Origin of the sequence: Pseudomonas fitomaticsae (assembly GCF_021018765.1) — a bacterium.
Lineage (GTDB): Bacteria > Pseudomonadota > Gammaproteobacteria > Pseudomonadales > Pseudomonadaceae > Aquipseudomonas > Aquipseudomonas fitomaticsae.
The window spans coordinates 4,848,819-4,869,710 of sequence record NZ_CP075567.1; the positions used below are offsets into that span (position 1 = coordinate 4,848,819).

General features: G+C 59.6%; 19 protein-coding genes. 13 read left to right on the plus strand and 6 right to left on the minus strand.

From position 1 onward, the window contains the following. Positions 1 to 28: 28 nt before the first annotated feature. Entirely contained in the window at positions 29 to 688 is a 660-nt protein-coding gene (locus KJY40_RS21885) for a transglutaminase-like domain-containing protein (RefSeq protein ID WP_230732817.1), read from the minus strand. A 248-nt stretch (positions 689 to 936) separates the two neighbouring features. Between KJY40_RS21885 and KJY40_RS21890 the strand changes: the two genes are divergently transcribed. Then, a complete protein-coding gene (locus tag KJY40_RS21890; protein WP_230732819.1) occupies positions 937 to 3,384 on the plus strand; it encodes an acyl-CoA dehydrogenase in 2,448 nt (815 codons plus the stop codon). Between the two features lie 74 nt (positions 3,385 to 3,458). Beyond that, a complete protein-coding gene (locus tag KJY40_RS21895) occupies positions 3,459 to 3,866 on the plus strand; it encodes a PA2817 family protein (protein ID WP_007950758.1) in 408 nt (135 codons plus the stop codon). 55 nt (positions 3,867 to 3,921) lie between these two features. Here the strand turns inward: KJY40_RS21895 and KJY40_RS21900 are convergent, their stop codons facing one another. After that, positions 3,922 to 4,917 carry a LysR family transcriptional regulator gene (locus tag KJY40_RS21900; protein WP_064598590.1) on the minus strand — a complete coding sequence of 332 codons (996 nt, stop codon included), beginning with the start codon at positions 4,915 to 4,917 and terminating at the stop codon, positions 3,922 to 3,924. A 90-nt stretch (positions 4,918 to 5,007) separates the two neighbouring features. Between KJY40_RS21900 and KJY40_RS21905 the strand changes: the two genes are divergently transcribed. The 4 genes from KJY40_RS21905 to KJY40_RS21920 all read left to right on the plus strand — a co-directional run bounded on the left by KJY40_RS21905 (position 5,008) and on the right by KJY40_RS21920 (position 9,070). Next, positions 5,008 to 5,634, plus strand: a complete 627-nt coding sequence (locus tag KJY40_RS21905; RefSeq protein WP_085607355.1) for an alanyl-tRNA editing protein — start codon at positions 5,008 to 5,010, stop codon at positions 5,632 to 5,634. A 90-nt stretch (positions 5,635 to 5,724) separates the two neighbouring features. Next, a complete protein-coding gene (locus KJY40_RS21910; RefSeq protein WP_039770712.1) occupies positions 5,725 to 6,495 on the plus strand; it encodes a 2OG-Fe(II) oxygenase in 771 nt (256 codons plus the stop codon). A gap of 1 nt (position 6,496) precedes the next feature. Continuing rightward, positions 6,497 to 7,135 (plus strand): LysE family translocator, encoded by a 639-nt coding sequence (locus KJY40_RS21915; protein ID WP_230732821.1) that lies wholly within the window; start codon positions 6,497 to 6,499, stop codon positions 7,133 to 7,135. Positions 7,136 to 7,330: 195 nt separating this feature from the next. After that, a complete protein-coding gene (locus KJY40_RS21920) occupies positions 7,331 to 9,070 on the plus strand; it encodes a dipeptidase (RefSeq protein ID WP_230732825.1) in 1,740 nt (579 codons plus the stop codon). A gap of 465 nt (positions 9,071 to 9,535) precedes the next feature. On the opposite strand, the gene KJY40_RS21925 is transcribed toward KJY40_RS21920, so the two are convergent. Next, positions 9,536 to 10,282, minus strand: a complete 747-nt coding sequence (locus KJY40_RS21925; protein WP_220556716.1) for a GntR family transcriptional regulator — start codon at positions 10,280 to 10,282, stop codon at positions 9,536 to 9,538. A 116-nt stretch (positions 10,283 to 10,398) separates the two neighbouring features. Between KJY40_RS21925 and KJY40_RS21930 the strand changes: the two genes are divergently transcribed. From KJY40_RS21930 to KJY40_RS21960, 7 genes are all read left to right on the plus strand, one after another. Next, positions 10,399 to 11,754: a class-II fumarase/aspartase family protein gene (locus KJY40_RS21930; RefSeq protein WP_220556717.1), complete on the plus strand. Its 1,356-nt coding sequence runs from the start codon at positions 10,399 to 10,401 to the stop codon at positions 11,752 to 11,754. Positions 11,755 to 11,826: 72 nt separating this feature from the next. Continuing rightward, positions 11,827 to 13,128, plus strand: coding sequence for a cation:dicarboxylate symporter family transporter (locus tag KJY40_RS21935; protein WP_220556718.1), 1,302 nt, complete (start codon positions 11,827 to 11,829; stop codon positions 13,126 to 13,128). 208 nt (positions 13,129 to 13,336) lie between these two features. Then, positions 13,337 to 14,110: an SDR family oxidoreductase gene (locus KJY40_RS21940; protein WP_220556719.1), complete on the plus strand. Its 774-nt coding sequence runs from the start codon at positions 13,337 to 13,339 to the stop codon at positions 14,108 to 14,110. 151 nt (positions 14,111 to 14,261) lie between these two features. Further along, positions 14,262 to 14,531, plus strand: coding sequence for a hypothetical protein (locus KJY40_RS21945; RefSeq protein ID WP_220556720.1), 270 nt, complete (start codon positions 14,262 to 14,264; stop codon positions 14,529 to 14,531). Between the two features lie 16 nt (positions 14,532 to 14,547). Next, entirely contained in the window at positions 14,548 to 16,299 is a 1,752-nt protein-coding gene (locus tag KJY40_RS21950; RefSeq protein WP_220556721.1) for a monovalent cation:proton antiporter-2 (CPA2) family protein, read from the plus strand. 34 nt (positions 16,300 to 16,333) lie between these two features. After that, positions 16,334 to 16,885, plus strand: coding sequence for a DUF924 family protein (locus KJY40_RS21955; protein ID WP_230732831.1), 552 nt, complete (start codon positions 16,334 to 16,336; stop codon positions 16,883 to 16,885). 70 nt (positions 16,886 to 16,955) lie between these two features. Then, positions 16,956 to 17,864 (plus strand): LysR family transcriptional regulator, encoded by a 909-nt coding sequence (locus KJY40_RS21960; protein ID WP_220556723.1) that lies wholly within the window; start codon positions 16,956 to 16,958, stop codon positions 17,862 to 17,864. A gap of 223 nt (positions 17,865 to 18,087) precedes the next feature. Here KJY40_RS21960 and KJY40_RS21965 read toward each other — a convergent pair whose 3' ends face one another. The 3 genes from KJY40_RS21965 to KJY40_RS21975 form a co-directional block, all read right to left on the minus strand. Beyond that, a complete protein-coding gene (locus KJY40_RS21965; RefSeq protein WP_220556724.1) occupies positions 18,088 to 18,648 on the minus strand; it encodes an acyl-CoA thioesterase in 561 nt (186 codons plus the stop codon). Positions 18,649 to 18,865: 217 nt separating this feature from the next. After that, positions 18,866 to 19,579, minus strand: coding sequence for an NAD(P)H-dependent oxidoreductase (locus KJY40_RS21970; protein WP_230732834.1), 714 nt, complete (start codon positions 19,577 to 19,579; stop codon positions 18,866 to 18,868). A 37-nt stretch (positions 19,580 to 19,616) separates the two neighbouring features. Continuing rightward, positions 19,617 to 20,864, minus strand: a complete 1,248-nt coding sequence (locus tag KJY40_RS21975) for an acyl-CoA dehydrogenase family protein (RefSeq protein WP_230732836.1) — start codon at positions 20,862 to 20,864, stop codon at positions 19,617 to 19,619. Positions 20,865 to 20,892 lie beyond the last annotated feature (28 nt).

The window sequence follows — 20,892 nt, forward strand, 5'->3', positions numbered from 1 at the left end:
AGTAAATGGGCAGGCAGCATACGCCGGATCAGAGACGGCCGACATCACCGCGCATGTCACCGGACAGTGGCTTCTGCTGATCGTTGAACAGGTGCGGATAACATTTCTGCAGATGTTCGAAGAAAAAGGATTCCGGTACATCGGCGAACTGGCCGTGATCGACCAGGTACTCCATCAGCAGCGCGCCATCGCTGTTGTACGGGTGGAAAACGCTGTCGTTCATGCCGTCGAATTCCAGCGGTGCAACGTTGAACATTTCGCAGAGCTTGCGGTTGAACGCGGGTGTGGCTTTCACCCAGCGATCATTGAGAAACAGCTCGGTATAACCATGCATGGCGAACACTTCGCTTCTCAGCAGCTCAAGCAGACGCGGCGTCGACAGATGATTTTTCACATCCGCAAGACCAATGCGTGCGGGGATCCCGCAATGGCGCGCGCAACCGGCGAGCAACGTGGCCTTGGGCACGCAATAACTCTCACCCGCCGCCAGCGCGTAGCTGCCGCGCAAGGTCTGCGGGTCGCGGCTGAAGGTGTACATGTTGTAACGCACCGCCTCGCGCACGGCGTAATAAAGACTGATCGCCTGCGCGAGCGGATCGCGGCTGGCACCACGGTGCTGCTCGGCGAACTCCACCACCGAGGGGTGGTCACTATCGATGAAGCGACCGGGGCTCAGATACTCGTGCATGACGACATTCTCCTGATTGAGCCCCGAGTCTAGCGAGAGGTTCAGCACAGAGATAACGACGTTTCGGCCAAACATGCACGCAAAGACGCGCAAGCGGAGAACGATTTCCCACGCGTGTTGCCCACCGAACCTACAAAAGACATCCGGGGTTTCCCACGATTTCAATCACCTTGCTCTGACCGCCCCGTTTTGCAGATGCCGTCTAAGCTCTGGTGGGTCGGTTCGCCCTGGTTCACGGAGGATTAAATATGCTGTTGTTGTGGATACTGGTTCTGATCGTCGGCGTGGCGTATCTGGCCCACCGGCGCATCGCCCCGCTGCCGGCACTGGGCATCGTTGCCGCTTACCTGTTGGCGATGGGGATTTTCAGCCACGCACCGGGCTGGTTGCTGCTGATTTTCTGGGTCGTGCTGGCCCTGGTGGCCGCCCCGCTGCTGCTGCCTGACCTGCGCCGCAAACACTTTACCGCGCCGCTGTTCAGCTGGTTCCAGAAAACCCTGCCACCGATGTCGCAGACCGAACGCGACGCGATCGACGCCGGCACGGTGTGGTGGGACGGCGAACTGTTCAGCGGCCGCCCGGATTGGGACAAGCTGCTGTCCTATCCCAAGGCGCAATTGAGCGACGAAGAACAGGCGTTCATCGACGGCCCGACCGAAGAGCTCTGCGCCATGGTCACTGACTGGCAGATCGGCCAATCAATGGATCTGCCGCCCGAAGCCTGGACCCACATCAAGGAACACGGTTTCTTCGCCCTGATCATTCCCAAGGAATTCGGCGGCAAGGGTTTCTCCGCCTACGCCCACTCCCAGGTGGCGATGAAACTGGCGACCCGCAGCGGCGACCTCGCCTCCACCGTGATGGTGCCCAACTCCCTCGGCCCGGCCGAGTTGCTGCTGCATTACGGCACCGACGAACAACGCAATCATTACCTGCCACGGCTGGCCCGGGGCGACGATATTCCGTGCTTCGCGCTGACCGGTCCGCTCGCGGGTTCAGACGCGGGTGCGATGCCCGACACCGGGATCATCTGCAAAGGCGAATGGGAAGGTCAGGAAACCCTCGGCCTGCGCCTGAACTGGGAAAAACGCTACATCACCCTCGGCCCGGTCGCGACCCTGCTCGGCCTGGCCTTCAAGGCCTATGACCCGGATCACCTGCTCGGCGACAAGGAAGACCTGGGCATCAGCCTCGCGCTGATCCCGACCGATACCCCCGGCGTGGAAATCGGCCGCCGCCACCTGCCGCTGGGCGCCGCATTCATGAACGGCCCGAACGCCGGCAAGGACGTGTTCATCCCGCTGGACTTCCTCATCGGCGGCCAGGACATGCTCGGCAAGGGCTGGATGATGCTGATGAACTGCCTGTCGGTCGGGCGTTCGATCTCGCTGCCGGCAGTGGGCACCGGCGCGGCCAAGTTCACCAGTCTGGTGACCGGGCAGTACGCGCAGATTCGCGAGCAGTTCAACGTGCCGCTGTCAGCGTTCGAAGGCATTCAGGAAGCCATGGCGCGGATCGGCGGCAACGCCTGGATGATGGACGCCGCTCGCATGCTGACCGCCAATGCGGTGGATCTGGGCGAGAAACCTTCGGTGCTGTCGGCGATCCTCAAGTATCACCTCACCGAACGCGGTCGCGAGTGCATCAGCCATGCGATGGATGTGCATGGCGGCAAGGCGATCATCATGGGCCCGAACAACTACCTGGGCCGCAGCTGGAACGGCGCGCCGATCTTCATCACCGTGGAAGGCGCGAACATTCTTTCGCGCAACCTGATGATCTTTGGTCAGGGCGCGATCCGCTGCCATCCGTTCGTCCTCAAGGAAATGGCCCTCGCCGGTCGCGAGGACAAGGACCAGGCACTCAAAGAATTCGATGGCCTTCTGCTCAAGCACATCGGATTTGCCATGAGCAACGCCGCCAGCACGCTGGTGCTGAACCTCGGTTTCGGCCATTTTGAACATGCGCCGGGAGACAAGCTCAGCCAGGGCTATTTCCGCGCCCTCAATCGACAGGCTGCCGCGTTTGCCATGCTCGCCGACCTGAGCATGATGCTGCTGGGCGGCGAACTGAAACGCCGCGAGCGTCTGTCAGCGCGATTGGGTGATGTGCTGAGCAACCTCTATCTGGCCTCGGCGGCGCTCAAGCGTTATCACGACCTCGATTCCCCGGCGTACATGGAACCGCTGTTCCGATGGGCCATGGAAGAAAGCCTCGGCCAGTCGGAAAAAGCGCTGGACGAACTGCTGACCAACTTCCCGAACCGGGTCTTCGGCTGCCTGTTGCGAGTGATCGTGTTCCCGTTCGGTCGCCGTCACAAAGGCCCGTCGGACAGACTCGGTGCCGAGGTGGCGGCGGTCATCGGCCGGGCCAAGGGCGATCCGGCGCTGGAAGAACTGCTTGCCGGCTGCTATCGCCCGCAATCGGCCGACGATGCGGTCGGTGCACTGCAACACGCCTGCGATCAACTGAACGCTGCGCAACCGCTGCACAAAAAACTGCACACGTCGCTCAAGAGCGGTCAGGTCAAACCGGTTGCCGGCGAACACGTCATCGATGCCGCACTGGAGGCCGGAGTCCTGCAAGCCGTGGAGGCCCAGACCCTGCGTGATGCCGAAGCGGCGCGGCGCAAGGTGATCGATGTCGATGATTTCGACAAGGAGCAACTGAAACCGGCGGACGGCAAAATCCGCTGATCCCTTCAATCAGTGAAAAACGGGCGCAGGGGCTTTATACTCCCGCGCCCGTTTTGCTCTTGAGGACTTATCTCGTGTCCAACGTCGTTGCCGATCATCTGGTTTTGCTCGACCACCTGCGCAGTATCCTGGTCGCCGTAGGTGAGGCCGATCAGGTTCCCGAAGAAAGCCATGCCCTGTTCCTGGAGCGTTTCGACGAACTGCTGGCGTCACTGCCGATCGAGCCGATCGAAAGCCAATACCTGGGCCAGGACATCCTGACTCAAGTGATTACCCGTTACCCGCAAATTGCTCACCTGATCCCGCGGGATCTGCTGTGGTTCTTCGCCGGCGACTGCCTGCATTACCTGTCCGACGAAGAAATCGACATGTATCAGGCGCTGGAAGAGCGCCGCTACGAAGCCGAACAGAACGACGAACCGTTCGACTGGAATCAGGAAAAACAGCTGCTGGCGATGTCCGCCCAGGACAGCAAGCACTGATTTTCGCCCAATAAAAAGGCCCGCATGGTGACCCATGCGGGCCTTTTTATTGGGGTCAGAGCAACCCTTCACTCTCGGGCAATTCGTACTCGGCCAACGGTTTTGAACCGCCAGACTTTCCCGGTTTGCTCAGGGTCGGCTCTTTCTCCAGGCACTCCACCAGATAGTCGATGAACACCCGCAGCTTCGGCGGCAGATAGCGCGTCGGCGAGTGCAGCAACCACAACCCGCCGTGGTAAGACGCCAGAAATGTCCAGTCCGGCAACACCTGCACGATCAGCCCCTGCTCCAGAGCATAACGAGCGGTGAAATACGGCAGGCTGCCAATGCCGATGTGCTGCAACACCGCGCCCAGACGCACGCCGGTGTGATTGGCGGCATACCGCCCGCGCACGCCGACGGTGACGGCTTTGGTGCCTTTCTTGAATTTCCAGCGCGCATCACTTGGGGTTTCGCCCAGATAAATGCAACTGTGGTTGAGCAGGTCGTGGGGATGAGTCGGCGTCCCGTGTTCGGCCAGGTATTGCGGCGTCGCGCAGAGCAAATGGTCGATGGTCAGCAGTTGTCGCCCCACCAGTCCGGCCGGTGGACGATCCGTGATGCGAATGGCCAGGTCGACATGGTCGTCGATCAGATCGACCTGGCGGTCTTCCAGCAACAGCTCAACATCAACCTTGGGATAGCGCCGCAGAAACTCCGGCATGTGCGGATGGATCACGAAACGCCCCACCGCTTTCGGCACGCTGACCCGCACCAGACCTTCGGCTTCGTGGGTGAACTGGCCGCTGATCTCCATCACCGACTTCGCTGCGCTGACCATTTCCTGGCAGCGCTTGAACACCTCTTCCCCGCCATCGCTCAAGCGCAGTTTGCGCGTGGTGCGTTGCAGCAGCCGCGTGGCCAGCGCCTTCTCCAGCCGGGAAATGCTGCGGCTGACTGCCGACGGCGATGAGCCCAATTGGCGAGCGGCTTCGGAGAAGCTGCCGGTCTCGACGACCTTGACGAAAATCGCCATTTCACCGAGCAGCGGCAGCGGGAGATTTATGCTCACAGCGCAACAGTCCTTTGATGTTTGAACGGATTATCACGTTATTGCACGATTCATATAATTAAAAAAGAAACTTTAATAAGGGCATGGAATATGACGCTTCGCCTCTTTTTCCATAGTGATGACCTCAAGGCCAATGTGGAAGTCCTCGACTGCACGCCCCACGAGAACGAATTCGCCGTTGTGTTGCGCGCCACGCTTTTTCATCCTCAGGGCGGTGGCCAACCCTGTGATACCGGCTGGATTGGCGACAGCCAGGTGCTACGGGTCGTCCAGGAACCGGACCGGATCATTCATTTTGTCGATCAACCGGTGCCGCTGGGCATGACCCAGATTCGCGTCGACGAAGAACGCCGCCGCTTCAACACCCGCATGCACTCTGCCGGGCATTTGATCGGCCACTTTGTCCAGGCCATGGGCTGGATGCCGATCAAGGCCCACCATTGGCCGGACGAGGGCCGGGTGCAATTCAAACCCGGAGATTCAGCCCAGGAAGTCGATGCACAAATCGTTCAATACGGCATCGGGCAATGGATCGAACACGATCTGCCACGCCTGACGTCCCTGCGCGAAGGTGCGCGGGAAATCGGTTTCGGTGAACTGCCAGCCTATGGCTGCGGTGGCACCCATGTACGCAGCCTGAAGGATCTGGGCACAGTCACGATCGCGTCCCTTTCGCAGAAGAAAGGCACGTTGTCCGTCCACTACAGCGTGGATTGAGGATTTCGGGCGCTGCCATATGCAGCGTCCGACGCCGGGGGAACCGCGTTCGCCGGTTCCGTTGACTATTCGATAGATGGACCTGAAACCATGATGCTTGACGTCGAGCGTCTCGATGAGACGTGCATAAAAAAACTGGCCAACGAAGAAGTCCTCGCCATCCGCGTCAAAGGCTTTCTGCCCCAGGCGCAGGCGATCCAGATTGGCGACAAGATCCTCGCACCCGGCTTCGAGGGCTACATCAACGCGCCCAGCATCGGCCGCATCGGCATGGCGTTCTACGAGGCGGAAAACCAGCCGCTGCTGATCGAAGACTACTTCGAGCGCGCCACCAGCAACATCGCCGAACTGCGTAACCGCTGCGCGCCCTACTCGTCGCCGGTCGATACCTTGCGCTGCATGCTCGACGAATCCTGGCCGGCGGGTGCCCATCTGGAAAACCTCTACGGTCGCAAGATGTACGTCGGTCTGTCCCGAGTGGTGAAACCGGGCGTGTGCTTCCTGGCCCACCACGACATCTTCGCCAAGGATGCCCCGGACAGTTTTCAGGCCCGCAGTCTGGAGGCGCAGTTCGCCTGCAACGTCTACCTCAACATGCCGACCGAGGGCGGCGCGTTGCAGATGTGGGAGGACGATATTTCTCCGGATCGCTTCGACGAAATGCGTGGCGACAGCTACGGCATTGACCCGGCACTGCTCGGCCCGCCCGCCCTCGAAGTACGCCCGGAACCGGGGGATTTCATCATGTTCAACTCGCGTCGCATGCACTCGGTAACGCCGGGCGTGGCCGATCCGCGCTTGAGCCTTTCGTTTTTTGTCGGCTATCGCGGCAATGCTTCACCCCTGACTTTCTGGAGCTGAAATGACATCGAATTACCTGGGCGAGTTTCTGGCGCTGGCCACCATCCACTTTCTGGCCGTGGTCGCTCCCGGACCGGACTTCGCCGTGACCATCCGCCAGAGTGTGCGTTTCGGCCGCTTGGTCGGCATCTGCACCGCATTGGGCATCGGCGCAGGAATTTCCGTGCACGTGCTGTACACCCTGCTGGGCGTCGGCGCCTTGATGCACACCACGCCGTGGCTGCTGACCGTCGCCAAAGTAGTCGGCGGTGCTTACATTCTTTACCTCGGCGTCAGCCTGATCCGCAGCAAACCCAAGACAACAATGGAAGGCGAAAAGACCGGCGACGAACCGCTGGTCGAGCAATCGTTGTTCAAGGCGTTTTCCACCGGTTTCCTGACCAACGCTACCAACCCCAAGGCCACGCTGTTTTTCCTGGCGATCTTCACCACGATCATCAGCGCCAGCACGCCGCTGCAAATCCAGGCCCTGTACGGGTTGTGGATGTGCGGGGTGAATGCGTTGTGGTTCGTGATCGTCGCGCTGTTCTTTTCCAGCAACAAAGTGCGCGTGCTGTTCATGCGCATGGGCCACTGGTTCGAGCGCAGCATGGGGGTGATTCTGATCCTGTTTGCCGGGCGTCTGGTGCTGTCGATGTAAGCACGTTGATCGGAGAAGCCCGACCCAGACAGATTGGGCGGGCTTTTTCGATTCTGCGCCGCTTTTGCATTTCTGTGCGACGCGTCCCACTTCGGGGGCTCCCCTATCACTCGCTGGTGGTGTTAGTTTGCGAAACCGTCTGACACATCGATCAGACACCTCATACTCACTGCCTGCAAAGGAATGCCCTTAGCAATGGACTTTTCACTCAAGCAACTGGCCGCGTCGACGCTGATTCTGGCCAGCCTTTCGTCCGTTACACTTCCAGCCCACGCCAACCTTACCGAGCAGCAGAGCGCGACCATCCTCAAAACATTCAATGAGGCCAAAGTCAGCGACTTCAGAGCATTTCTCGGTGATCTGGCCAAGAACGACCTCAGCAAGACTGACGATCTGCGTCCAGCCATCAGCGCCTTCCTCGACAACAAGTCGCTGACCGCCGAACAACAGAACGAAATCCATCGCCTGCTCGGCCTCTACACCCGCGTGAAATACGGCAAAGCTGCGCTGGAGACCCTGCGCGAACTGGTGGAAATCCCGACCTTCCGCAAGGACGGTGTCGATCAGCACGACAACCCCGAATTCATCAAGATCGCTGCCAAGATCAAGGATCTGGCTGAGTCTTTCGGCCTGAACTACCGCAACATCGACAACCGCGTTTACGAAATCTCCCTCGACGGCAGCGGCAAGGACGTCGTCGGCATTCATGCTCACGCCGACGTGGTGCCGGTAACGCCGGAGAACTGGGTGCTGAAGGACGGCACCAAACTTGATCCGTTCAAGGTCACGCTGATCGGCGACCGCATGTACGGCCGCGGCACCGAGGACGACAAGAACGGCATCGTCGTGACGCTGTATGCCATGAAGGTGATCAAGGAAGAGAAGCTGCCGCTGGCACGCAATTTCAAACTGCTGGTGGACACCACCGAAGAAACCACCGGTGACGCGATTCCCTACTACTTCGAACGCAACCCGACGCCGGAGTACAACCTGGCACTGGATGGTGGCTACCCGGTGGTGATTGCCGAGAAAGGTTACGGCACCGTCATGGCCAAGTTCGCCAAGCGTAAGGCCGAGGGCAAAGGCGCGGAAATCACCTCGATGACTGGCGGCCTGGCGACCAACCAGATTCCATCGGTTTCGGTCGTCACGCTGGTGACCGACAAACCCGCCGACCTGGCGGCCAGCCTGCAAAAGGCCGGCACCGAATACGCCAAGCGCAATGGCGGCGATTTCGAAGTGAACGCCAAGGTCGATGGCAAAGACGTCAAACTCACCGTCACCGGTGTTTCTGCGCACTCGTCCGAGCCTGAATCCGGCGTCAACCCGGTCGCCCGCATGCTCGACTTCATTCACAGCGTGGACGGCAAGATTGCCTTCAAACACAACCACATCACCGACGCCGCGCACTACGCCGCTGACAACTGGGGCCTGGATTACAAGGGTGGCAAGCTTGGCGTCGGTTTCGCCGACGATTTCATGGGCCCGCTGACCACCTCACCGACCTACGTCGGCATGGACGACAAAACCTTCAAACTCGCGGTCAACCTGCGCGTGCCGAAGGGCAAGTCGCCGGAAGTGCTCAAGAGCGAAATCGCCGACAAACTGGCGGCGTGGAGCAAGAAAAACCATGTCGCGGTGAACTTCGACTACTCGATCGCCGAACCGATGTACCGCAACCCTGAAGGCGAATGGGTCAAGGCACTGTTGGCCGTGGCCACCGAGAATCTGGGCATGAAACACGAATTCGGCACCTCGGCCGGCGCCACCTCGGTGCATGAATTGCCGAACGGTGTGCAATTCGGCCTGGCACGACCGGAGGTCAAGTACACCGGTCACACCGACGGCGAGTTCAAGACCGTTGACCAGTTCCTGCTGGATCTGCAGATCGTCACCGAAATGATGGGACGCATCGGGCAATTGCCGAAGCTCTGATCGCGTATCGGGCCTGCCATATGGGCGGGCCCACAAAAAAAGGACCTCGCGGTCCTTTTTTATTGCACGACAGAAAACGCACAAACAAAAACGCCGCTCATCACTGAGCGGCGTTTTTGTAAATATGGAGCGGGAAACGAGACTCGTATCTGGCGTCCGACTCATTGAAATATAAGGGGTTTATTTTCTTGCCGGGGCAGGAAAAGACTCAATTCTGGACTTGTTTTCTGCCCGTATCAATAGCCAGCTACGAATGATCCAATCTACGCTGTTGGATTCTATCTATAGCCAATCGATAAAACTTCCGTCATTGACGATTGGCTGCATACCTCAACACTCGATGCAACGTCTTCTAGCTGGACTCCAATAAATCCTTAATCGCTATGCGCCAAGCTCAACGTATCTAGACCTCTCTCCATGCTACTTCGACCGTTTGAATCCGAAGCCAAAAGCAGTCACCCATTTCTATTTCCGCGAGACCAAATTCTTTTCCCTGCGCATCTGTGTCACCAGGGTGAATCTGTCCTGAGGATGGGTGGTTTCCGACACCACCATCACGGCTCCCTCCTCGTCACGGTACTGACGAAGAATGTTCAGCCCCGGGGAGCCCGCCTCAGCATTGAGGCTTTTCGAAATCTCGGGCGACAGCAATACCGCACGGACCTGCTGGTCAACCACGTCGATGTGTCGACCGAAATGCTGCTCGATCAATGCGGCAATCAGCTCGTCAGGATGCTGTTCGGCCAGTTCAATGACTTCTGAATAAATGTCCTGGGCATACACGTCGGTCCAGCATAACGGTGCCCGTAGGTTTTCCTGGTCGACTCGAATGCTGGATACGCAAAAGTAATGTTCGCCGGGCTCCAGCCCCAATCGCTTGGCCAGCGCAATGTCGGCCACGAAGTGCTGCACGCTCTGAATACTGCGCACTTGGGTTTCGGCCAGATGAACCAGGTCTGAAACCGACGCCAGCGACTGCGAATAGCCGCCCTTGGGGGTGGCGGACTCGACTCGGGTGCCCACCCGTTTGCGCCGCGAGACCAGCCCCTGGTTCTGCAATTGGGTGATGGCGGCACGCACCGTATGCCGGCTCACGTCATACAGCTCGCATAATTCGAACTCTGTGGGCAGCAGGCTCCCTACCGGAAATTTCCCGCTGGAGATTCCTTCCATCAGGTCTTTTGCAACGACCGCATAGCGCGTCTGGTTCATACCTTTCATCAGTCTCAAGCGTTCACCGAGTTGACAGTGTATCAGTGAGGACGTAAGAATTATGTACGGACATAATTAATATGTCCGATAAATAACAAACATATCAGGATTACCCCATGTCCAGCACTGTCTTCGACTCCGCCCTCTTTCGCGACATGTTCGGCACCGCCGAGATGCGCGGTGTGTTTTCCGACAAAGCCCTGATCGAACGCTACATCGAAGTGGAAGTGGCACTGGCCCGTGCCGAGGCACGCTGCGGGGTCATCCCGAGCCAGGCCGCCGAACAGATCGCCGAACTTGCGACCTATGATTCCCTCGACCTGACGCTGATACAGCGCGAAACCGAAATTGTCGGTTACCCGATCCTGCCCCTGGTTGAACAACTGTCGAAAACCTGTGGCGAAGCCGGTCGTTATGTCCACTGGGGGGCCACCACCCAGGACATCATGGACACCGCCGTTGTTCTGCAGGTACGCGCAGCGCTGGCGTTGGTCGAACGCGACATCCAGGCGGTACGTGGCTTGCTGGCCGATCTCGCCCAGCGGTATCGGGACACGCCGATGGCAGGGCGTACCCACCTGCAACATGCCTTGCCCATTACTTTTGGCTACAAATGTGCGGTGTGGCTGAGCATGTTCGACCGTCACGCCGAGCGTTTGGTGGAACTGCGCCCACGGGTAGAAATCGGCCAGTTCGCTGGCGCGGCGGGCACGCTGGCGTCATTGGGTGACAAGGGCCTTGAAGTCCAGGAAGCACTGATGGCCGAACTCGGCCTGGGCGTGCCACAAGCCACCTGGCATGTAGCCCGAGATGGCCTGGCCGAGACCCTGAATTTCCTCGGGCTGGTCACAGGCTCGCTTGGCAAGATCGCCCTGGACGTCATGATGATGATGACCAGCGAGCTCGGTGAAGTGTACGAACCGTTCGTCAAGGGACGGGGCGCCAGCAGCACCATGCCGCAGAAGCGCAACCCGATTTCCTGCGAATTGATGTACGCCGCTGCCAAAGGTGTGCGTCAGCACGCGGGCCTGATGCTTGATGCCATGATCCAGGACTTCGAACGCTCCACCGGCCCTTGGCAGGCTGAATGGATTGCCATTCCTGAAGCGTTCGCCTTGAGTGCCGCCTCTCTCGGCCAGGCGACATTCATGCTCGCCGGCCTGGAAGTTCGCCCCGAACGCATGCGCAAGAACCTCGACATGACCCGGGGCCTGATCGTCGCCGAAGCCGTGATGATGGGCCTGGCGCCGGCACTGGGTCGCCAGGTGGCGCATGACGTGGTGTATGCCGCCTGCCGCATGGCGAACGATGAAGGCACCAGCCTGCTCGATGCGTTGCTCGCTCAAGGCGAAGCGACGGCGCAACTGGATGTCGAGGAACTCAAGCGCCTGACCGACCCGTCCAACTATCTGGGTCTTGCCCCCCGGATGGTGGATATCGCGCTGGCTCGCGAGGGTTCCGTCAAGCGCTGACTTCACGGGGCTCGTCGCTGGTCGAGCCCCTTCTGCATTTTACTCGCCAATAAGAACAACGAGATCGCAGACATGACCATTGTCAACAAAAAGCCGCTCTACAAAGACCTCACTTTTCAAGTCATCGCCGCCATGGTGCTCGGTATCGCCTTCGGGTTCCTAGCCCCGGAACTGGCTACAAAATTCAAAATCCTTGGCGACATCTTCCTCAAGCTGATCAAGACCGCCGTTGCCCCCCTGGTGTTTTTCACCGTCGTCCATGGCATCGCCTCGGCCGGCGACATCAAGCGCGTCGGCAAGGTGGGCTTGCGTGCGCTGATTTACTTTGAAATCGTGTCCACCCTTGCCCTAGCCATCGGCCTGCTGTGGGGCAATCTGCTGAACATCGGCTCGGGCATGCACGACGCCCATCCAAGCAGCGCCACGGCTGCCGCTGCCAGTGCAGCCGTCGCGAAGGGTCACGCCCCGGCCTCGACGATGGATTTCATCTACGGGATTTTCCCGGACAACTTCGTCGGTGCCTTCGCCGGCGGGCAGTTGCTGCAAGTGCTGGTAATCTCGGTACTGTTCGGTTTTGCCCTGCTGGCCCTCAAGCCTGAACGCCGCAGCGTGATCGAGGACGGTTTGAGCCGGGTCTCCGAATGCTTCTTCGAGTTCATCAACCTGATTATGAAGTTCGCACCGCTGGGCGCCTTCGGCTCAGTGGCGTACGCCGTCGGCAGCAATGGCAGCGCCGTGCTGATGTCGCTGGCAAACTTGGTGCTGATGTTCTACGTCTGCGTCGCGTTTTTCATCTTCGTGGTGCTGGGTGCGGTCTGCCGCATCTCAGGCTTCAGCCTGTGGCGATTTCTCAGGTACATCAAGGATGAGATTTTCATCGTACTGGGCACGGCGTCTTCGGAAAGCGCCCTGCCGCGCCTGCTTCAAAAGCTGGAAAAATTCGGTTGCTCGAAGCAAAGCGTCGGTCTGATCTTGCCCACCGGTTATGCCTTCAACCTTGATGGCACGTCCATCTACATGTCGCTTTGCGTGCTGTTCATCGCCAATGCCTATGGCGTACCGATGAGCTGGGAGCAACAACTGGGAACCATTGCCATCATGCTGGTGACTTCAAAAGGTGCGGCGGCGGTGTCCGGTGGCAGCTTCGTGGTGTTTGCTGCCACGGTGACGGCCATTGGTGTGCTGCCAGTGGAAGGCCTGGCATTGCTGTTCGGGGTGTATCGCTTTATGTCCATGGCCATCGCCACCTGCAACACCATCGGCAATAGCGTGGCGACGGTAGTGGTCTCGAAATGGTCGGGAGAGTTTACCGAGCAGACCGCCAAAGCCGAGTACAATCGTGTATTGGGTCGTAAACTCGAGGCTGCGCTTTAGCAGCGAACCAGCCTACAGAAACCCTCATTAAAACATTGCGGTGGGTCAAGATACTTGCCGGTACAGCCGTCGACGGAGGCCTAGGTTGTGTTTGGAAGAGCGTTGGATTGGACTGATTCTATGGATAATCCATCCAGCCAAGCCTGATTTATCCAACGCATATGGGGGCCTATGCTGAAACTCCTTCCACCCGTGCAGGAGATTTCCCATGGCAGACCATTCCATCAAGGGCAAGGTAGTACTGATCGCCGGCGGAGCCAAAAACCTCGGCGGTCTGATCGCTCGCGACCTGGCCGCGCAGGGCGCCAAGGCCATCGCCATCCATTACAACAGCACTTCCTCCAAAACCGATGCCGATGCGACCGTCGCGGCCATTCAGGCCAGCGGCGCGCAAGCAGTGGCGTTGCAGGCGGATCTCACCACAGCGGGTGCCGTCGAGAAGCTGTTTGCCGACGCCATCAGCGCTGTAGGCAAGCCAGACATCGCTATCAACACCGTCGGCAAGGTGCTCAAGAAACCCATGGCCGAGATAACTGAGGCCGAATACGACGAGATGACGGCGGTCAATTCCAAGACCGCCTTCTTCTTCCTCAAGGAAGCCGGCAAGAACCTGAACGACAACGGCAAGATCTGCACCGTGGTCACCTCGCTGCTGGGCGCATTCACACCGTTCTACGCCGCCTATGCAGGCACTAAGGCACCGGTCGAACATTACACTCGCGCAGCGTCCAAGGAGTTGGGTGCGCGGGGCATCTCAGTGACTGCGGTCGGCCCCGGCCCGATGGACACGCCGTTCTTCTACCCGGCCGAAGGCGCCGATGCCGTGGCGTACCACAAGACGGCTGCCGCGCTCTCGTCGTCCAGCAAAACCGGCCTGACCGACATTGAGGATGTGGTGCCCTTCATTCGCCACCTGGTGAGCGACGGTTGGTGGATCACCGGCCAGACGATTCTCATCAATGGCGGCTACACCACCAAGTAAGGCACTCGGCCTATTCCTCGTCTCACCGGAAGCTCGCTGGATGACGGGCACCACCAGCTTCATCAATGGCGGAATTATTTCGCCGGTCGATTGACGGGTTGAGGGAGAAGGCGCCCGGATTGAAGCCCATCAACGGACGAGGAAAATGGAAATGCATGTGCTGATGGTAATAGGCGGTGGGTTGGTTCTTTTGGGCGTCTTCGTCCTGTTCGGCTGGCTCTGGGGCGCGAGCGCCTTAGGCATGGCGCTGGCGGCAAAGGTATTCGTGCCGGTGTGGCTGCTGGTGGCGGGTGTGAACATGTGGGTGGGCGTCAGCCATGCAGGCTACAGCGCGCGCGAGGAGTTTCCAATCCTGCTGCTGGTCTTTGCGCTGCCTGCCATCGCGGCCGCTATTGCGGCCTGGCAGTTCGCACGCACCTGACTTTGAGGACCGAGACATGTCGATCGAAGGCAGTGCGGGTGACCTGACCAAGGTCTTAACCTTGCTGGGTGCGGCGGTGCTGGCCGTGCCGCTGTTCAAGCGTCTGGGCCTGGGTTCGGTGCTGGGCTATCTGGCAGCGGGGCTGGCGATCGGCCCGTTCGGGCTGGGGCTTTTCAGCGACCCGCAGACCATCCTGCACACCGCCGAACTCGGGGTCGTGATGTTCCTTTTCGTCATCGGCCTAGAGATGCGGCCCTCCCATCTGTGGAGCATGCGGCGCGACATCTTCGGCCTGGGTAGTTTGCAGATCCTGGTCTGCGGCCTGCTGCTGACCGGAGTGGGCGTGGCTTTCGGTTTCTCGCTGGCGGTGTCCTTCGTCAGCGGCATGGGCTTTGTGCTCACCTCCACCGCGATCGTCATGCAACTGCTGGGCGAACGCGGCGACATCGCGGCCCCGCGTGGCCAGAAGATAGTGGCCATCCTGCTGTTCGAGGACCTGTTGATCGTGCCGCTATTGGCGCTGGTGGCGTTCATCGCCCCCATTGATCCATCCGCGCCGGCGGCCGGATCACGCTGGATTGGCATCGCCGTCGCGGCCGGCGCGCTGGCGGCACTGGTTGGGGCAGGCATCTGGCTGCTCAACCCGTTATTTCGCATCCTGGCCAACGCCAAAGCCCGCGAGGTGATGACCGCCGCCGCCCTGCTCGTGGTACTGGGCGCGGCACTGCTCATGCAACTGGGTGGTCTGTCCATGGCCATGGGGGCCTTTCTGGCTGGCGTGCTGCTGTCCGAATCGACGTTTCGCCATCAACTCGAGGCCGACATCGAACCCTTCCGCGGCTTGCTGCTGGGCCTGTTCTTCCTTGGCGTGGGCATGTCACTGGACCTGGCTGCGGTGGGGCGTAACTGGCCCATCATCGTGGCTGGCGTGCTCGCGATGATGGTGATCAAGAGCACGTGCATCTACGGCGTGGCACGGTTGGCGAAAAGTTCGCACGCCGACGCCCTGGATCGCGCCGTGCTGATGGCCCAGGGCGGCGAGTTCGCCTTTGTGCTCTTCGCTGCCGCGCTGGCCAACCGCGTGATCGATCCGACAGTCAACGCCAACATGACGGCCATTATCGTGCTGTCCATGGCGCTGACCCCGATGGCGGTGATCGCACACCGGCGATGGGGGCCGAGGACAGGAGTTTCCATGGAGGGGGCGCAGGCGCCCGACGCACTGGCCGGCAGCGTGCTCATCGTCGGTTTCGGTCGCTTCGGCCAGATCGCGAGCCAGCATGTATTGGCGCTGGGGGCCGACATTTCCATCATCGACCATGACCCCCAAGTGGCGCGGGACGCCAGTGACTTCGGCTTCAAGGTGTACTACGGCGACGGCACGCGCGCCGATGTATTGCATGCCGCCGGCGCGCACCATGCCCGCGCCATCCTGGTGTGCGTGGACGATGCGCGGGCCGCCACGCGGATCGTCGAACAGGCCAAGGTGGCGTTCCCCCATGCCCGGGTGCTTGCCCGCGCTCACGACCGCGAACACGCCATCGAACTGATCAAGGCCGATGTGGACTACCAGGTCCGCGTCACCTTCGAATCGGCCATGGCTTTTGGCCGCGAAGCCTCGATGGCGCTCGGCGCGACGCCCGAGACGTCCGAAGCACTCGCGGCCCAGGTGCGCCGCACGGACGCCGAGCGCCTGGCCATGGAGGTGTCGGGCGGCATCTATGCCGGCAAAACCCTGATTCAGGGCAATGCGCAACCGAAGGGCTGATGCGATGGCGATAATCCCTTCTCGACACCCGGCGATGCCGCTGAATACCGGCGAACGCACGACCGACGTGGTCCAATTCTGGCGGGAAGTCGGCGCAGAGCGATGGTTTGACAAGGACCCGGCCTTGGATCAGCACTTTCGCGAACGCTTTCTGGACCTGCACCTGGCGGCGGCCCGACGCGAGGTCGACCACTGGATCGGTGAACCGGAAGCTGCGCTGGCGCTGATGATCCTGCTCGACCAATTCCCGCGAAATGCTTTCCGCGGCACTGGCCACATGTACGCGACCGACCCACTGGCGCGGCACTTCGCACGCATCGCGCATTCGCAACGGTACATGGACGCGGTTGATCCGGAACTGCGTTTGTTCTTCTGCCTGCCCTTCGCGCATTCGGAAGACATCGCCGATCAGGACGTGTCCGTGGCACTCAACACCCGGCTGGGGCCGACCGCCCGCTCCCATGCCGAGGGCCATCGCGACATCATCCGCCGTTTCGGCCGTTTTCCGCACCGCAATCCGCTACTGTTGCGCCAGACCACGAGGGCGGAGCAAATCTTTCTGGATCAGGGAGGGTTCGCGGGGTGATCATCCTACCGTCCCACGGATGCCGATTCCGCGTCCGGGATTGGCACCGCTCCCAAGGTTGAATGCAGACATGGACAAACTCGATCAATACCGCGTCTTCGTGCGGGTAGCCGAAATGGGCAGTTTCATCAAAGCCGCCCATGCGCTGGAATTGCCTCGCGCCAGCGTTTCCGCCGCGATCCAGCAACTGGAGGAAAAGATCGGCGCCCGCCTGCTGAACCGCACGACGCGCCAGGTCCATCTGACAGCTGATGGCACACAATTGCTCGAGCGCTTGCGTCCATTGCTGGCGGACGCCGAGGATGTCGAGCAATTGTTCCAAAGCAGCCAGCGGCAAGTGGCTGGCCAGCTCAGGATCGATGCGCCCAGTCGCATTGCGCGACGCCTAATCGCGCCGGCGTTGCCGGGTCTGCTGCGCCGCTATCCTCGACTGCAGTTGGCACTCGGCTCTGCCGATCGCGCCATCGACCTGGTGCAGGAAGGCGTCGACTGCGCGGTACGTGTGGGGACCCTGCAGGACAGCAGCCTGGCGGTGCGGCCGCTAGGGGCTATCGCCTTGATCAACTGCGCCAGCAAAGCCTACCTGCATGAACACGGCGTGCCGGAGCAGCCGAGGGACCTTGCCTCCGGGCACTGGGCGGTTGGCTACGCCTCTCCCACCACGGGGCGGGAGTTACCCTGGGAACACCCTCCTGCCGATGGGCAGGAGCAGACCAGTAACGTACCTAGCCGGGTCGTCGTCAACAATGCCGAGAGCTACATTGCCTGTTGCCGTGCCGGGCTCGGCCTGATTCAGATACCCCGCTTCGACGTAAAGCACCTGTTGGACAGCGGGGAACTGATCGAGGTCATGCCCGCGTTTCGTGCAGCAGCCATGCCGGTTTCCTTGCTATATCCGCACCGGCGCCAAAGAACGCGTCGGCTCGGGGCATTCATCGAGTGGTTCGAGGACCTGATGAGGCCGCACCTCGAACCGTGATGCGCGTTCGCACTCCAGGCTCAGGTCACGTTTGCGTGACGCGGTTACGCCGCGACAAGGTGGCTGCCCGGGTGGTGATTTTTGCCCCATCACGGGAAAGCTTCACGTCCGCCGAGCGAGGACTCAGATCGATCGACAGAAATAAGCTGATTCTGTTGAAAAAAATAGAGTCGGAGAGGAGTGGTTCGAACACTCGCCCCCATACTGGAGACGCCCCACCATGCTAGCTACGAATCGAGTCAGATAGGCCTTCTTCACTTCGAAGCTGTCGACTCATGTCTTCGCAACTTTTCGACCAATCTGTCAGCCATTTGGGCATTGCTGGTGAGTGCTCGGCTAAACCCATCTCTCGGACGAAGTCATCAGGTGGAATCGTGCCTTCCGCAGAGCGGAACAGACCTCGCATCACGACCACGCCAACCACTCGCTTTTTGCTGACAAAGCGATGCTCGACGAAGCTCCATTTTTCGTCCCAGCCGAGCATTCTGGTGTGAATCTCGAAAGCTTCAAACAGCTTGAGTTCTCTACGAAACTTACCCCACGTGTCTCCAACGATAGGAAATGCCCTGTTACGCAGCGCGACCCGAAATGCGCCGCTACGCAGGACGTAGTCCATGCGTCCTACATCAGCCAAGGTGAAATACCGACCATTAGTGACGTGTCGGTTGAAGTCGAGATCAAGCGGCCAAACTCGCATGCGGATGACAGTCGTTGCCAGCCCGTCGACCGGTTTACGCCAGGGTCTACGAAACAGCAGAAGCAGAAGACGAAACCAGAGATTCATAGGTATACCGATAGTGAGAAAACTGCGCACTTTAAGAGCAGATAAAGTGCAATTGGTAGGTTTGAAAATGACAATTTTTGCTTAAAAAGCACAATGGAGTCAGTCACATATGTTTTTTTGAGCAGAAGTTCAACTTGGGGCAGTTGCCTTCTCACCTCAACCGAACCGACACGAGCCGATAAAAAGTCACTAAGGAGGAAGGCAAACGTGGCGTCTGCTAGGAATCCGGAGCGGAAATCGGGCGCAATTTCTCATCGAACTCATTGAGTGAGACGAATGAAAGCGCCTGCAGCGTGTCCAGCGAACGCAGGTGCTGTCGATACATCTCTAACTGAGTGACACGTGCTTCCTGGGAAATGTACGGAACATGATAGGCAACAAAGGTCGGAAGCACCGCCATACCGGTATAGGCCAGCGTTCCACGCAGGATGGGACGGAGCATATCGTTGAGTTCACCGTGCACGCCGCCGCTCACCAACATGTACGGTTGACCGCCGACAGTGATGGCGAGCATGGCCTTCTTGCCAACCAGGCCACCCTGATCGTAAAAGCGCTTTCCGCCATAGCAGACGCCAGATACCAATACTCGGTCTATCCAGCCTTTCATGATCGCTGGCATCGAGAACCAATATATTGGGAAGTTGAAAATCACCAGATCGGCCTCCAGCAACTTGTCCAACTCCACCTGGATGTCCGGCGCCAGCGTGTGTTGCGAGCAATTGTGACGCTGTTCCAAGGCATACGTCAGGTACTCGGAATTGACGCGGCTGCCAAAGTCAGCCGCGCTGGCGATCGGATTCCAACTCATGGCATACAGGTCAGACACTTCGACAAAGTGCCCTTGTCCCCGCAGTTCTTCGACCGCCAGATCTTTCATGGCCGCATTGAACGATTGCGGCTCGTTGTGCGCGTGGATAATGAGAATGTGCATTGGACAGCGCTCCATTGGGCTCGGGTTGGCCAGCCCATCAGCCGGTGATGTCTTTACCGAAGATGGCGCGTGCGATGACTAGCTTCTGAATCTCATTGGTACCCTCATAGATTTCGGCGATTTTACAATCGCGATAGATCTCTTCGACACGGTAGTGCGAACCATCCGCCGCGAGCTCGCGCATAAAGCCGTAGCCACCAAAGATCTGTACCGCGTCGCGGGCAAATTCACCGGCAAGGTTGGTGCCGTACCATTTGGCCATCGCGGCCTCGGGCTCCGGAAAAGCGAGCCCTTCGTCCATGCGCAACGCCGCCTTGAGATACAGGTTGCGGGCGTTCTCGATTTCAGTGGCGCGTTCGGCCATCTTGAACTGCCAATGTTGGAACTGCGCGATGACTTTGCCGAACGCCCGGCGCGTCGTGAGCCGCGCGATACTGTGATCAAACAATGCCTGAGCCATGCCGGTCCCGCTGGCTGCAATTCCAATGCGTCCGAATGTCAGCGTTTGCAAGGCTATCTTGAGACCTTCACCCGGCTGGCCAACGACGTTCGTCATGGGCACTTTGACGTTGTCGAAGTAGATATCCGCCGTCAGTTGACCATGGTTGCCCATTTTCTTGTCGGGTTCGCCAACACGAACACCTGGCCAATTCAACTCGACCACCAACTCGGTCATGCGCGCGCCATCGACACAGAGCAGCACAACAAAGTCGGCAACTGGGGCGTTGGAAATGAAGCGCTTGCAACCGTTGACGATGTAGCCATCTTCGGTGCGCGTGGCATGGGTGCCCATAGCCTCAACGCTCAAGTCGGTACTGGCATCGGGCTCGGTAGTCGCGAAACTCCCGATCTTGTCGCCGCTGACCAGAGGCTGGAGATAGCGTTGCTTGATCGAGTCCGCCCCGTGGTTCAGCGCATTACCCGCAAGAATGCAGTGCACGTCCACGATGGCGGCCACCGAGTTCGAATGGTAGGCCAACTCCTCGATCATTACGGCAGTCGCTGCGGTGGGATATTTGAGCCCTCGCCCGCCCACATCGGCGGCAAAGGGAATACCGAATAAACCGGCCTTGGCCATTTTGGCGAACAAGTCACGCGGGAACGCTGCAACGGATTCCTCGGTGTGACCAATGGCGTAAGCCACCGGGGCGACATGTTCATCAGCGAAGCGACGAATTTCCTGGCGGATAGCCAGGATTTCCTGCGGAGTATTCAGATCGTGGTACAGGCGATCCTGATGACGCGCAACAGCCGCATTGGCCGGAGCATTGGAAAGATGGGTCATGGTTATCTCTTCTGCACCTTGGGAAACA